Source organism: Pseudomonas syringae pv. coryli str. NCPPB 4273, from assembly GCF_000972175.1.
In the GTDB taxonomy this organism is placed as follows: domain Bacteria; phylum Pseudomonadota; class Gammaproteobacteria; order Pseudomonadales; family Pseudomonadaceae; genus Aquipseudomonas; species Aquipseudomonas syringae.
Window position 1 is genome coordinate 43,929 of record NZ_AWQP01000073.1, and the last position, 14,501, is coordinate 58,429.

The 14,501-nt window shown below is 57.8% G+C and carries 12 protein-coding genes and 2 tRNA genes; 12 read left to right on the forward strand and 2 right to left on the reverse strand.

Translation table 11 applies throughout. From position 1 onward, the window contains the following. Positions 1–41: 41 nt before the first annotated feature. The 12 genes from tpiA (at position 42) to P406_RS25325 (ending at position 11,019) form a co-directional block, all read left to right on the forward strand. Positions 42–797, forward strand: a complete 756-nt coding sequence (tpiA, locus tag P406_RS25270; protein WP_046237702.1) for a triose-phosphate isomerase — start codon at positions 42–44, stop codon at positions 795–797. 4 nt (positions 798–801) lie between these two features. Next, positions 802–1,182 (forward strand): preprotein translocase subunit SecG, encoded by a 381-nt coding sequence (gene secG / locus P406_RS25275; protein ID WP_046237703.1) that lies wholly within the window; start codon positions 802–804, stop codon positions 1,180–1,182. A 46-nt stretch (positions 1,183–1,228) separates the two neighbouring features. Continuing rightward, positions 1,229–1,314, forward strand: a tRNA-Leu gene (locus P406_RS25280). Positions 1,315–1,409: 95 nt separating this feature from the next. Then, positions 1,410–1,486, forward strand: a tRNA-Met gene (locus P406_RS25285). A gap of 130 nt (positions 1,487–1,616) precedes the next feature. Continuing rightward, complete coding sequence (gene rimP / locus P406_RS25290; RefSeq protein ID WP_002555126.1) at positions 1,617–2,075, forward strand: ribosome maturation factor RimP; 459 nt, start codon at positions 1,617–1,619, stop codon at positions 2,073–2,075. Positions 2,076–2,134: 59 nt separating this feature from the next. Next, complete coding sequence (nusA, locus tag P406_RS25295; RefSeq protein ID WP_046237704.1) at positions 2,135–3,616, forward strand: transcription termination factor NusA; 1,482 nt, start codon at positions 2,135–2,137, stop codon at positions 3,614–3,616. Positions 3,617–3,643: 27 nt separating this feature from the next. After that, entirely contained in the window at positions 3,644–6,169 is a 2,526-nt protein-coding gene (gene infB, locus P406_RS25300; RefSeq protein WP_003424545.1) for a translation initiation factor IF-2, read from the forward strand. A 159-nt stretch (positions 6,170–6,328) separates the two neighbouring features. Further along, the gene (gene rbfA, locus P406_RS25305) at positions 6,329–6,745 is read left to right on the forward strand and encodes a 30S ribosome-binding factor RbfA (RefSeq protein WP_003340588.1); all 417 of its coding nucleotides are present in this window, start codon (positions 6,329–6,331) and stop codon (positions 6,743–6,745) included. A gap of 3 nt (positions 6,746–6,748) precedes the next feature. After that, complete coding sequence (gene truB, locus P406_RS25310) at positions 6,749–7,666, forward strand: tRNA pseudouridine(55) synthase TruB (RefSeq protein WP_003400189.1); 918 nt, start codon at positions 6,749–6,751, stop codon at positions 7,664–7,666. A 159-nt stretch (positions 7,667–7,825) separates the two neighbouring features. Next, entirely contained in the window at positions 7,826–8,095 is a 270-nt protein-coding gene (gene rpsO, locus P406_RS25315) for a 30S ribosomal protein S15 (protein ID WP_002555121.1), read from the forward strand. 175 nt (positions 8,096–8,270) lie between these two features. Further along, a complete protein-coding gene (pnp, locus tag P406_RS25320; RefSeq protein ID WP_004411700.1) occupies positions 8,271–10,376 on the forward strand; it encodes a polyribonucleotide nucleotidyltransferase in 2,106 nt (701 codons plus the stop codon). A gap of 289 nt (positions 10,377–10,665) precedes the next feature. Next, entirely contained in the window at positions 10,666–11,019 is a 354-nt protein-coding gene (locus P406_RS25325; protein WP_046237705.1) for a BON domain-containing protein, read from the forward strand. Positions 11,020–11,170: 151 nt separating this feature from the next. Here P406_RS25325 and P406_RS25330 read toward each other — a convergent pair whose 3' ends face one another. Both P406_RS25330 and P406_RS25335 read right to left on the reverse strand, forming a co-directional pair. Beyond that, the gene (locus tag P406_RS25330) at positions 11,171–11,509 is read right to left on the reverse strand and encodes a DUF2845 domain-containing protein (RefSeq protein ID WP_032703184.1); all 339 of its coding nucleotides are present in this window, start codon (positions 11,507–11,509) and stop codon (positions 11,171–11,173) included. Beyond that, positions 11,506–14,490, reverse strand: a complete 2,985-nt coding sequence (locus tag P406_RS25335; protein ID WP_046237706.1) for a DUF748 domain-containing protein — start codon at positions 14,488–14,490, stop codon at positions 11,506–11,508. Before P406_RS25335 ends, P406_RS25330 begins: the two co-directional genes overlap by 4 nt. Between the last annotated feature and the right edge of the window lie 11 nt (positions 14,491–14,501).

Here is a 14,501-nt window from a genome sequence, read left to right on the forward strand (position 1 = left end):
TTGGGTAACATCTGCGCCCACTTTGACCCACGAGGTGTAGCATGCGTCGCCCAATGGTAGCTGGTAACTGGAAAATGCACGGTACCCGCGCCAGCGTCGCTGAGCTGATCGAGGGTTTGTACAAGCAGTCGTTGCCAGGCAGCGTCGATATCGCCGTGATGCCTCCCAGTCTGTTTACCTGTCAGGTGGTCGAAGGGCTCAAGGCAACGTCGATCATCGTTGGTGCGCAGGATGCAGCCATTCAGGCTGAGCAGGGCGCGCTGACGGGTGAAGTTGCATCGAGCCAGCTGGCTGATGCAGGTTGCAAGCTGGTACTTGTCGGGCACTCCGAGCGTCGTCAGTTGATTGGCGAACAGGATGATGTTCTGAACAAGAAGTTTGCGGCGATCCAGGCGAAAGGTCTGACACCTGTGCTTTGCGTAGGTGAAACCCTGGAAGAGCGCAAGGCAGGGCAAACGCTTGAAGTGGTAGGGCGTCAGCTGGACAGTGTCATCGCCGAGTTTGGCGTCAATGCACTGGTCAACGCCGTCATTGCCTACGAGCCGGTCTGGGCCATTGGCACCGGATTGACTGCTTCGCCTCAGGAAGCGCAGGAAGTGCACGCAGCCATCCGTGCGCAACTGGCAAAAGAGAATGCCGAAGTCGCACAAGGCGTGCGACTTCTCTATGGCGGCAGCGTGAAGGCGGCCAATGCGGTCGAGCTCTTCAGCATGCCGGATATCGATGGGGGGCTCATTGGTGGAGCTTCCCTGAATGCAGATGAGTTCGGTGCGATCTGTCGCGCCGCGGGAAACTGAAAAAATGCTGGAAACAGTCGTAATCGTTTTTCACCTGTTGGGCGCTCTGGGCGTTGTCGCTCTGGTATTGCTGCAGCAGGGTAAAGGTGCCGACGCAGGCGCGTCGTTCGGAGCAGGTGCATCAAATACTGTCTTCGGAGGTCAAGGAACCTCTACCTTTCTCAGTAAGTTTACTGCTATACTTGCGGCATGTTTTTTCATAACCAGCTTGGGGTTAGGTTACTTTGCTAAAGAGAAAGCTCAACAGCTGACTCAGGTAGGTTTGCCAGACCCTGCAGTACTGGAAGTGAAGCAAAAGCCGGCAGCAGATGATGTACCGGTTCTCGAAGGGCAAAAGCCAGCCGCTGTTCCAGCTGGCGTACCTCAAGCCCCAGAGAAGAAGTAATACAGAATTCGGCGATGTTCGTGAGGTCGCCAAAAAGAGTTGTAATGCCGAGGTGGTGGAATTGGTAGACACGCAACCTTGAGGTGGTTGTGCCCATAGGGTGTAGGGGTTCGAGTCCCCTTCTCGGTACCAATTAACAGGAGAGCCCGCACTAGCGGGCTTTCTTGTAGGTGGATGTTGGATTGACCCAGCAATGGATCGGTCGTATACTTCCGCCCCAGCTTTGTCGCGGGGTGGAGCAGTTTGGTAGCTCGTCGGGCTCATAACCCGAAGGTCGTTGGTTCAAATCCAGCCCCCGCAACCAGTTTTAGCGGAGCCCCTTTTAAGGGGCTTTTTGTTAGCTGGACAGTACATGACGTCGATGTTCAGCGGCGTTTTCAGGGATGGGCTTTTGCCCATTTTTTTATTTCTAAAGCATGCACGAGGGGGTTCAGGTGTCGAGCAAGCTAGAACAGTTGCAGGACTTGTTGGCCCCAGTGGTCGTGGCCCTTGGCTACCAATGCTGGGGAATCGATTTCAGTTCCCAGGGCAAGCATTCGGTGCTGCGCATTTATATCGACAAGGAAGGGGGCGTTCTGGTCGACGACTGTGCAATCGTCAGTCGCCAGATCAGCGGTGTGTTGGACGTAGAAGATCCAATCAGCACCGAGTACACCCTCGAAGTATCTTCTCCTGGCATGGAGCGCCCGCTGTTCACTATTGAGCAGTTTGCTTCGTACGCCGGGGAACAAGTGAAAATAAAGCTGCGTTCACCTTTCGAAGGTCGACGCAACTTTCAAGGCCTTCTCCGCGGGGTGGAGGAGCAGGATGTCGTGGTGCAGGTTGAAGACCATGAGTTCCTGTTGCCGATCGACATGATCGACAAGGCCAACATTATTCCCACGTTTGACTGAGACGTGCCGGTTACTGCGGATCCCGCGGATCCAATGGCTTGCGAAAGGCGAGGCGTACGATGAGCAAAGAAGTACTGCTGGTTGTTGAGTCGGTGTCCAATGAAAAGGGCGTTCCGGCAAGTGTCATTTTTGAAGCGCTGGAGCTGGCTCTGGCCACTGCTACCAAGAAACGTTTTGAAGATGAAGTAGAACTGCGTGTAGAGATCAATCGCCAGACAGGCAACTACGAGACTTTCCGTCGCTGGACAGTTGTCGAAGACGAAGATCTGGACGATCCTGCTTACGAATTGGCGGTGGATCAGGCCCAGGCGAAAAAGCCGGGTGCTGTTGCAGGCGACCTGATCGAAGAAAAAATCGATTCCATCGAATTCGGTCGTATCGCTGCGCAGACCGCCAAGCAAGTCATTGTGCAGAAAGTTCGCGAAGCCGAGCGTGCTCAGGTAGTCGACGCCTACCGCGAGCGTCTGGGTGAAATCATTTCTGGTACTGTTAAAAAGGTTACACGTGACAATGTCATCGTTGACCTGGGTAACAATGCCGAAGCCTTGCTGGCTCGTGAAGACATCATTTCCCGGGAAACTTTCCGGGTCGGTGTTCGCGTCCGTGCTCTGCTGAAGGAAATTCGCACCGAAAACCGTGGCCCTCAGCTGATCCTGTCGCGTACTGCGCCAGAGATGCTGATCGAGCTTTTCCGCATCGAAGTGCCGGAAATTGCCGAAGGTCTCATCGAGGTGATGGCTGCCTCCCGTGACCCGGGTTCTCGTGCGAAAATCGCTGTTCGCTCCAAGGATAAACGAATCGACCCGCAAGGTGCCTGTATCGGCATGCGCGGTTCGCGAGTTCAGGCTGTTTCCGGCGAGCTGGGTGGCGAGCGTGTGGATATCGTTCTTTGGGACGATAACCCGGCGCAGTTCGTGATCAATGCAATGTCCCCTGCAGAAGTAGCGGCAATCATCGTAGATGAAGACGCGCATGCAATGGATATCGCAGTGGGAGCGGACAACCTGGCCCAGGCTATTGGTCGTGGCGGTCAGAACGTGCGTCTGGCAAGTCAACTGACTGGCTGGACCCTGAACGTAATGACCGAATCGGACATCCAGGCCAAGCAGCAAGCTGAAACCGGTGACATCCTGCGCAATTTCATCGAAGAACTCGAAGTCGATGAAGAATTGGCACAGGTGCTGGTTGATGAAGGCTTCACCAGCCTGGAAGAGATTGCCTACGTACCGTTGGAAGAAATGCTCAACATCGACGGCTTTGACGAAGACATCGTCAACGAGCTTCGCGCTCGTGCCAAGGATCGTTTGTTGACTAAAGCCATCGCTACAGAGGAAAAGCTGGCAGACGCCCATCCGGCCGAAGACCTGCTCTCGCTTGAGGGTATGGACAAGGATTTGGCGATGGAACTGGCGGTGCGCGGCGTAATTACCCGCGAAGACCTGGCCGAGCAGTCTATAGATGACCTGCTCGACATCGACGGCATTGACGATGATCGTGCCGGCAAGTTGATCATGGCCGCCCGAGCCCACTGGTTCGGGTAATTGGGCGCGGCCTGAGGAGAGAAGTGCATGACGCAAGTCACGGTGAAAGAACTGGCCAAAGTGGTCGACACACCGGTAGAGCGCCTGTTACAGCAGATGCGTGAGGCAGGTCTGCCGCACACCGCCGCCGAGCAAGTTGTGACCGATAACGAAAAACAAGCCTTGTTGACGCACCTGAAAAGCGGTCACAAGGCCAAGGTGGAAGAGCCTCGCAAGATTACCTTGCAGCGCAAGACCACCAGCACCCTGCGCGTTGCTGGCAGCAAGAGCATCAGCGTTGAAGTGCGCAAGAAGAAAGTCTTTGTGCAGCGTAGCCCGGAAGAGATCGAAGCCGAGCGCAAGCGCGAGATGGACGAACGCCGTGCGGTAGAAAATGCCGCTCGTCAAAAGGCTGAAGAAGAAGCCAAGCGTCGCGCTGAAGAAGATGCGCGCAATCAGCCTGCTGCAAGCCAGCCAGCTTCGGCTGCTGCCGAGCCTGTTGCTGCCGCCGAGCCTGTGCGTGAAGCATCGCCAGCCGCTGCTCCGGCACCGGCCAGCGCAGCGCCTTCTGCCGATGCTCGCAAGCGTGACGAACAACGTCGCCCTGACAAGCCTCGTGCTGACGACCGCAACGCCCGTGGCGGCGACGGCGAGCGTAAAAACGCTCCGCATCGCGCTTCGGTCAAGGAGAAGGCTCCGGCCCCTCGCGTTGCTCCTCGCACTACCGACGAAGAAAGCGACAGCTTCCGTCGTGGTGGTCGTGGCAAGGGCAAGCTGAAGAAGCGCAATGCGCATGGTTTCCAGAGCCCTACCGGCCCGGTCATCCGTGACGTTGCCATTGGCGAGACCATCACTGTCGGCGAATTGTCGGCACAGATGTCGGTCAAGGCTGCTGAAGTCATCAAGTTCATGTTCAAGATGGGCACCCCGGTGACCATCAACCAGGTACTGGATCAGGAAACTGCCCAGTTGATCGCCGAAGAGCTGGGCCACAAGGTCACGCTGGTCAGCGACAACGCCCTGGAAGATTCCCTGGCCGAATCGCTGAAGTTCGAAGGTGAGTCGTTCTCCCGTGCACCGGTTGTGACCGTAATGGGCCACGTCGACCACGGTAAGACCTCGCTGCTCGACTACATTCGTCGTGCCAAGGTTGCAGCTGGCGAAGCCGGCGGCATCACCCAGCACATCGGTGCCTACCACGTTGAAACCGAACGCGGCATGGTCACGTTCCTCGACACCCCTGGTCACGCCGCGTTTACCGCCATGCGTGCCCGCGGTGCCAAGGCAACGGATATCGTGATTCTGGTTGTTGCAGCTGACGACGGCGTGATGCCTCAGACCATCGAAGCTGTTCAGCATGCTGTTGCGGCTGGCGTTCCGCTGGTTGTTGCGGTGAACAAGATCGACAAGCCTGGTGCTGACCTCGATCGTATCCGCAGCGAGCTGTCGGTCCATGGCGTGACGTCCGAAGAGTGGGGCGGTGATACGCCTTTCGTTTCGGTCTCCGCGAAGATGGGTACTGGCGTCGACGAATTGCTGGAAGCTGTTCTGCTGCAGGCCGAAGTCCTGGAACTCAAGGCAACCCCGTCGGCCCCTGGTCGTGGTGTTGTTGTCGAGTCCCGTCTGGACAAGGGCCGTGGTCCGGTCGCTACTGTTCTGGTTCAGGACGGTACGCTGCGTCAGGGCGACATGGTTCTGGTCGGTTCGAACTTCGGCCGCATCCGCGCCATGCTCGACGAGAACGGCAAGCCGGTCAAAGAAGCAGGTCCTTCCATCCCTGTCGAGATCCTCGGCCTGGACGGTACACCGGACGCTGGCGACGAGATGAGCGTGCTGTCGGACGAGAAGAAAGCCCGTGAAGTGGCTCTGTTCCGTCAAGGCAAGTTCCGCGAAGTCAAACTGGCCCGTGCTCACGCTGGCAAGCTGGAAAACATCTTCGAGAACATGGGTCAGGCAGAGAAGAAGACGCTCAACATCGTCCTCAAATCTGACGTACGCGGCTCCCTCGAAGCGTTGAACGGCGCCTTGAACGGCCTGGGTAACGACGAAGTGCAAGTGCGCGTGGTCGGTGGCGGTGTCGGTGGTATCACCGAGAGCGACGCCAACCTGGCACTGGCCTCCAACGCTGTACTGTTCGGCTTCAACGTGCGTGCCGATGCTGGCGCGCGCAAGATCGTCGAGCAGGAAGGTCTGGACATGCGTTACTACAACGTGATCTACGACATCATCGAAGACGTCAAGAAAGCCCTTACCGGCATGCTTGGCAGCGACGTCCGGGAGAATATCCTGGGTATCGCCGAAGTCCGCGATGTGTTCCGTTCGCCGAAATTCGGCGCGATCGCAGGGTGTATGGTTCTGGAAGGCACTGTCTACCGTAACCGTCCGATTCGTGTTCTGCGCGAAGACATCGTTATCTTTGAAGGCGAGCTGGAATCCCTGCGCCGCTTCAAGGACGACGCTGCCGAAGTACGTGCAGGCATGGAATGCGGTATCGGCGTCAAGAGCTACAACGACGTCAAGGTCGGTGACAAGATCGAAGTCTTCGAGAAGGTCCAAGTGGCTCGCAGCCTCTAAATCGCGAGCTTCAGGAGTCATGGTGGGAGCCTCGCATGCAAATGCCCTGCTTTCCCCATGGGCTCTAAACGCAACGCCCGGTCTGGCAATTGTCAGGCCGGGCGTTTGCCGCTTTCAGACTGTCAGGGTTTGGTCCCGGATCAGTAACAGGTAACAAGCATGGCAAAAGAATACAGCCGTACCCAACGTATCGGCGATCAGATGCAGCGCGAACTGGCGCAGCTGATCCGTCGCGAAATCAAGGACCCACGTGTGGGTCTGGTCACCATCACCGCCGTAGACGTCAGCCGTGACGTGGGTCATGCGAAGATTTTCATGACCGTCATGGGCCAGGACAGCGCGGAAGAAATCGCGCAGACCATCAAGGTGCTCAACGCTGCCGCAGGTTTCCTGCGTATGCAGCTGGCCCGCGAAATGAAGCTGCGCAGCGTGCCTCAACTGCATTTCCACTATGACGAAAGCGTCGTACGTGGCGCGCATCTCTCGGCACTGATCGAGCGTGCCGTGGCAGAAGACGGTCAGCATCAGGAAGGCCCTGCATCGGCGGATGCAAAGCCTGAAAGTACCGAGGAATAAAGAGTGGCTCAGGTCAAGCGTATACGCCGCAATGTCAGCGGGATCATCCTGCTCGACAAGCCACTGGGTTTCACTTCCAACGCCGCTCTGCAAAAGGTTCGCTGGCTGCTCAATGCCGAGAAAGCCGGGCACACCGGCAGCCTTGATCCTCTGGCAACGGGTGTTCTGCCGTTGTGCTTTGGTGAAGCGACCAAGTTCTCTCAGTACCTGCTCGATTCGGACAAGTCCTACGAGACCCTGGCGCAACTGGGCAAGACCACTACCACTGCCGACTCTGAAGGCGAGGTTTTGCTCACGCGTCCGGTGACCGTTGGTCGCGACGATATCGAAGCGGCTCTGCCGCATTTTCGTGGACAAATCAGCCAGATACCTCCCATGTACTCGGCCCTCAAGCGTGATGGCCAGCCACTTTACAAGCTGGCACGTGCAGGGGAAGTAGTGGAGCGCGAGCCCCGTTCTGTTACTATTGCGCGCCTGGAATTACTTGCTTGCGAAGGCGACACGGCACGTCTGTCCGTCGATTGCAGCAAAGGCACCTATATCCGCACGCTGGTCGAGGATATCGGTGAGAAGCTTGGTTGTGGTGCTTACGTCGCAGAGCTGCGTCGTACCCAGGCCGGGCCTTTCACGCTGGCTCAGACAGTGACGCTGGAAGAGCTCGAGCAGGTGCATGCCGACGGCGGCAATGAAGCGGTTGACCGTTTCCTGATGCCATCGGACAGCGGTCTGCTGGACTGGCCGCTGTTGAAGTTTTCGGAACACAGTTCGTTTTACTGGTTGCATGGTCAGCCAGTACGCGCGCCGGACGCACCGAAATTCGGTATGGTTCGCGTGCAGGATCACGAAGGTCGCTTCATCGGTATCGGTGAAGTCGCCGAAGACGGGCGCATTGCGCCGCGTCGCCTGATTCGGTCAGAGTGACCGAAACCAGTCCAGCCGTCGGCTTGCCGGCGAGTGGGGTGGAACGAGGATGGCTGTCAACAGGCACGGTCATACCTCATTTTTTAATACGAGGATCTGTCCTCGGCCTGTTGGAAACGTTTCTCCGGAAGCGCTTCCTTGCACAAAAGGATTGCCCACATGGCACTCAGCGTTGAAGAAAAAGCTCAGATCGTAACCGACTACCAGCAAGCTGTTGGTGATACTGGTTCGCCAGAAGTGCAAGTTGCACTGCTGACCGCCAACATCAACAAACTGCAAGGCCACTTCAAGGCCAACGGTAAGGACCACCACTCGCGTCGTGGTCTGATCCGTATGGTAAACCAGCGTCGCAAGCTGCTGGATTACCTGAAAGGTAAGGACGTTAGCCGTTACAGCGCCCTGATCGGTCGTCTGGGTCTGCGTCGCTAATAACGACGTTGCTAGAGGTTGGTTGTCTGTCACGATCCGTCGGGTTTTCCCGGTGGTTCTGGCAGGCTCCCAGCCTCAAGTTTTATCTGGGCTGTGGAAGGGGCCGATTCCCCACGCTGCCCAAGAATTCGCAAGAAACCAGTTCCCCAAGAGCCACAAAGAAAGGTAGGAAACCGTGAACCCGGTAATCAAAAAGTTTCAGTTCGGTCAATCGACCGTAACCCTCGAGACAGGCCGTATCGCCCGTCAAGCCTCTGGTGCAGTATTGGTCACCGTTGACGACGACGTCAGCGTACTCGTGACTGTGGTCGGCGCCAAACAGGCTGACGCTGGCAAAGGCTTCTTCCCTCTGTCCGTGCACTACCAGGAAAAAACCTACGCTGCCGGCAAGATTCCTGGTGGTTTCTTCAAGCGTGAAGGCCGTCCTTCCGAGAAAGAAACCCTGACTTCGCGCCTGATCGACCGTCCGATCCGCCCGTTGTTTCCAGAAGGCTTCATGAACGAAGTGCAGGTCGTCTGCACCGTCGTCTCCACCAGCAAGAAAATCGATCCGGACATCGCTGCGATGATCGGTACTTCGGCTGCCCTGGCCATCTCCGGTATCCCGTTTGACGGTCCGGTCGGTGCTGCCCGCGTTGCTTTCCACGAAAGCACCGGCTACCTGTTGAACCCGACTTACGAGCAGCTGCAGGCTTCGAGCCTGGACATGGTCGTTGCCGGTACTTCCGAAGCCGTTCTGATGGTCGAGTCGGAAGCCAAAGAGCTGACCGAAGACCAGATGCTGGGCGCCGTGCTGTTCGCGCATGACGAGTTCCAGGTCGTGATCAACGCCATCAAGGAACTGGCTGCCGAAGCCGCCAAGCCTACCTGGGCCTGGCAGCCGAAGCCTGAGGCGACTGAACTGCTGGGCGCTATCCGCTCCGAGTTCGGCGAAGCGATCTCCCAGGCTTACACCATCACCGTCAAAGCCGACCGTTATGCGCGTCTGGGCGAGCTGAAAGATCAGATCGTTGCCAAACTGGCCGTGGAAGAAGGCAGCCCGTCTGCCAGCGAAGTCAAAGCCGCTTTCGGCGAAATCGAATACCGCACCGTTCGCGAAAACATCGTTAACGGCAAGCCGCGTATCGATGGCCGTGACACGCGCACCGTTCGTCCTCTGAACATCGAAGTCGGCGTTCTGCCGAAGACTCACGGTTCGGCACTGTTCACCCGTGGCGAAACTCAGGCGCTGGTCGTTGCCACGCTGGGTACTGCACGTGACGCACAGCTGCTCGATACCCTCGAAGGCGAGAAAAAAGACCCCTTCATGCTGCACTACAACTTCCCTCCGTTCTCGGTGGGCGAGTGTGGTCGCATGGGCGGTGCAGGTCGTCGTGAAATCGGTCACGGCCGTCTGGCCCGTCGCAGTGTCCAGGCCATGCTGCCAGGCGCTGACGTGTTCCCGTACACCATCCGTGTCGTGTCGGAAATCACCGAGTCCAACGGCTCCAGCTCCATGGCTTCGGTCTGCGGTGCTTCCCTGGCTCTGATGGACGCTGGTGTGCCGATGAAGGCGCCGGTTGCCGGTATCGCCATGGGTCTGGTCAAGGAAGGCGAGAAGTTCGCCATTCTGACCGACATCCTGGGTGACGAAGACCACTTGGGCGACATGGACTTCAAGGTAGCCGGTACCTCCAAAGGTGTTACCGCGCTGCAGATGGACATCAAGATCAAAGGCATCACCGAAGAAATCATGGAGATCGCCCTGGGCCAGGCCCTGGAAGCTCGCCTGAACATCCTCGGCCAGATGAACCAGATCATCGGTCAGTCGCGTAACGAACTGTCGGCCAACGCTCCGACCATGATCGCGATGAAGATCGACACCGACAAGATCCGTGACGTGATCGGCAAGGGTGGCGCAACCATCCGTGCCATCTGCGAAGAGACCAAGGCTTCGATTGACATCGAAGACGACGGCTCGATCAAGATCTTCGGCGAGTCCAAGGAAGCGGCTGAGGCAGCACGTCAGCGCGTTCTGGGCATCACCGCAGAAGCGGAAATCGGCAAGATCTACGTCGGCAAGGTTGAGCGCATCGTCGATTTCGGCGCATTCGTCAACATCCTGCCGGGCAAGGACGGTCTGGTTCACATCTCGATGCTGAGCGATGCTCGCGTAGAGAAAGTGACCGACATCCTCAAAGAAGGTCAGGAAGTCGAAGTACTGGTACTGGACGTGGATAACCGCGGCCGTATCAAGCTGTCGATCAAGGACGTAGCCGCAGCGAAAGCGTCGGGCGTCTGATTGATCTGAGCGGCATGTGAAAAAGGGACTCTTCGGAGTCCTTTTTTTATGAGCGCAATTAGAGGCTTACACATGGAGCATGCAAACTGCTCGGTGCAAACATGCATCTTGCAAGCCCGGGTTTGCACGAACGGGCAATCTGCACGACTCAGCAAAATAGATAAAAACATAAGCAATTGATTTTAAAGGTTATTTTGACTGTCTCATTTTTGGCACACCGCTTGCGATATACCTGTTAACCCTGCCACCGCATGCTGGTGCAGATTTTGAGAAAAACAGGAGTTATCGTATGAAGAAGTTCGCTATTGCCGCTGCTACCGCTACTGCCCTGACTCTGACCATGGCCAACGCTGCTTTCGCACAGACCTCGGCTCAAGCGCCAATGGTTCTGGCAGCTAACACCACTACTCAAGAAGTCAAAGAAGATACTTCTGACACTTGGATCACCACCAAAGTCAAAGCTGATCTGGTAACCGAGAAAGGCATCCCTGGCACCGACATCAAGGTTGAGACCAACAAAGGCGTGGTTTCCCTGTCCTCCATGGTAAAAGTGACTGAAGCTCAGAAAACTACTGCCGTCGCTATCACCAAGAAAATCAAAGGTGTTAAAGACGTATCGGCTGCTGGCCTGAAAACCGAGTAATCGAATACTGCTCATGAACAGCCGCAGTCATTGATTGATGGAAGGTTCATGCGAGGCTACAAGGATGTAGCCATTAAAGGCCCCGACTGAAGAGTCGGGGCCTTTTCTATGGGCGCTACAAATCAGATGAAGGGCAGGGAAGCAGGAGGGATCAGTTGCGGCGTTTGCTCTCGATGCCCACCAGGCGCCCGCCTTCGAAGCGCAGGTACTGATACATGCCGTTATCAGGACCGTAAATCCATTCCTCGATCCTTACGGCTTCGGACCTCCGATAATTGCTATTGAAGGTTTCCTGAGTGCCGAGCACTTCCTGGCTGACCGGTTCGCCGCACTTCTGCTGGACTTCGAATGCCCGGTCGCCGGTGCTGACCACTTGGCTACCGCAGCGCAGGGTTGAGCTGGCGTGTGCTGAGCCTACAACTGACCCGGCCATGGCGGCGAGGGTCAGGTTGATCAGCCGTTTGATTCGGGTGTGTGCCAAAGGCTTCATTCGCTGTCGAGGTGGAGGGGGCTGATGACTTTACCATCCGGTTGGGCCTGACCCAGTTGCGCGTCGACGAAGTACACGCGAACATCTTCGAGCTTGCCCTTGTCCACCAGGTAATCCTTGATGCTGCTGGCTCTGCTCTGGCCCAGTTCGCGCAGCAGCACCTCATTGCTGCTCCAGAACTTGAGCACCGCGGCACGCATCTGGGCGGCACGTTGCTCCTTGCCCAGACTCGCCCATTCAGCGGGCGGTTGCTGTTTCAGGCGTGTCCTGTAGATACCTTCAAGCATAGGCGCCTTTTCCTCTTCCGGGACCTCTATCAAGCCGGCCCTGGCTGGAACCTTGTCGCCGCGTCGCTGGAGGATCTTGTAATACGTGTACTGGTATTCGCGTTCCAGTCTTTGCTGGGCGATCAATGGACCGTCACTGCTGGCGGCGCTGGTGCCTTCGATCTCCAGCTTCAGGTCTGGACGCTCCTTGAGCGCCACCGAGAGCTTGTCCAGAGCCTTTTGCGCCTCTGCCGACAAGTCACTGGTGCCTGGCGCGAAACTTACGCTGCCGAGGTCCTCGGAGCTTCCACCGGCAACCAGCCCGCCGAGCATCTTGAACGGGGCCTGCGCGGCACGCAGTACCAGGTTGCGCAGGGTCTGCCAGACAATCGGCATGACGCTGAACTGCGGGTTGTTCAGGTCGCCTTCGATGGGCAGCTCGAGGGAAATGCGCCCCTTGGTATCCTTGAGCAGCGCGACCGCCAGACGAATAGGCAGGTCCAGCGCATCCGGGCTGTCGACCCGTTCACCCAGTTGCAACTGCTCCACCAGCACCTTGTTCTGGGCCTTGAGCTGGCCCTTGGTGATCAGGTAGTGCAGGTCAAGATTGAGCCTGCCCTTGCGGATCCGGAAACCTGCGAACTTGCCGGAGTAGGGGGTCAGGTTGGTCAGCTCGACGCGCTTGAAACTGGTGGTGATATCCAGGCTGGCCATCGGGTCGAACGGGTTGAGGCTGCCCTTGATGGTCACCGGCGCATAGCGGTCGACCTTGCCCTCGATATTTACGGGCGCCGGTGTAGGCTTGCGATTGTCGATGGTGCCGATACGCCCATTGAGTTGCTGCACGGCGGTGGCGAAGTTGGGGGTCAGGGTCATGTCGGCAAAGTTTGCCGAGCCATTGTTGATATTCACTTCACCCACATAGATCGCCAGCGGGTTTTCCTTCTTGCCTGCGGCTTGGGTTTTGGCTGCCTTTGGCTGGGCGGCGGTCTTGCCAGTAGCTGCGTCGGCTGGCTGCGGGATCAACAGGTCGTCGATGTTAGTGGTCCGGTCCTCATTGATCATGAAGCGCGCGTAAGGCTGATCCATGTTCACTTTGGCAATCGACAGGCCCTTGCCGTGCTGGTAGTCCAGCCCCTCCAGCGCCAATTGCTGCCACTTCAGGAAGTCGCGCTGTTTGAGCGTATCCAGCGTGTGCAGCTGATTGACCTGTGCTTTACCAGTGACGCTGAACGCCAGTGGCTCGGTGCTTTTCAGGTCGACCGCCAGATCGCTGCCGAGCATGCCGCTGCGCAGCTCCAGACGAATGAACGGGCTGATGTAGGCCTGGGCGAGACGCAGGTCGATGTCGCGGGTGGTTACGTTGAGTCGTGCGCTGACCGGGTTGAGGTTCACGTCACCGGCGGCAGTGAGATTGCCCTGTTTGCCCAGCCCGGTATCCAGCTTGAGCGTGAAGGGCGCCTTGTTCAGGCTGTCGAAATTCTGGATGTCCAGATTCAGCGGACCAACGTCCAGCGCGACCGGCTCTTGAGGCACGCGATCTGCCAGGTGGACCATGTAGTTGCGTAACTGCACATCCCGCAGCAGGACCTGCCAGGGTTTGCTCTGCGCCACGGGTTGAGCGCTGGCCTTGGCTGCGGCCTCGTTGGCGGGGGCCGGCTCGGCGGCTTTTTCGTCCACGGCTGGGGTGTGCGCTGCTGCGGGCTTGCCCGCTTGGCTGGCGAACAGTTTTTGCCAGTCCAGTTGCCCGTCGGCTTCACGCGCGGCCCAGGTTTCCAGCTTCTGGCTGCGCACCTTGCCTACGGTAACCAGCTGCTTTGCCAGGTCGACCGATGTTTCGCTGACGTCCAGGCGTTGCAGGCGTACCAGCGGGCGACCGTCGGGAGCGTTGAGCGCGAATGGCGCGACACTGGCCGACACGTTGGTCAGCTTCAGCTCGGTTTCCTTGGACAGATTCAGTGTGTAGGCCGTGCTGAAATTGAGCACGCCGTCCTCGAGCGCCAGCGGCAAGGCATCACGCACATAAGGCCACCACAGCTTCATCTTGCTGTCGGTGACTTTCAGCGTGCCCTCGGAGGCGATCGGGATCAGGCTGATACGGCCGACCCAGTCGATCTGCCCGCCGTCCGGCCCCGCCGCGACCAGGGTCATGTCGGCGTTGTCTTCAGGCAGAGTGCTGAGGTTCTTGAGCTCGAAGTCCAGCGCGTCGTAGAGAAACTCGATGGGCTGGCTGGGGCGCAGGTCCTGGAAGTGAACGTAGCCTCCCGCCAGTTTGATTTCGTCGATACGCAGCGGGAATGGCTTGCTGGCGGGTTCGTCCTGTGTCGGTTCGCTGGCGGGCAGCTTGAACAGCTGTGCCAGATTGAGCTTGCCCTGTTTGTCGAACAGCAACTCGGTACGCGGTTTGATCAGCTCGACGCGTTGCAGATGCAGGGCCCGTGTCCACAGACTGTTGATTTGCAGATTGGCATAAAGCTTTTCAAACGCCACCTGCTCCTTCCCCGGCGTGCCGATGTTCAGGCCCCAGAGCGTCAGCTCCAGCGTGAAGGGGTTGAATTCCAGGCGTTCGAGCTTTGCTGGCACTGTGGCGTAATTGGCCAGTTGCTGGTTCGCGATCCGCAGAGCGACGCCGGGAAGAATGAAAAATCCCAATAAACTGTAGAGCGCGATCACAGCCAGCAAGGAGCCAAGTGTGCGTTTCAATCCTCTGGACATGGGCAGCGGCG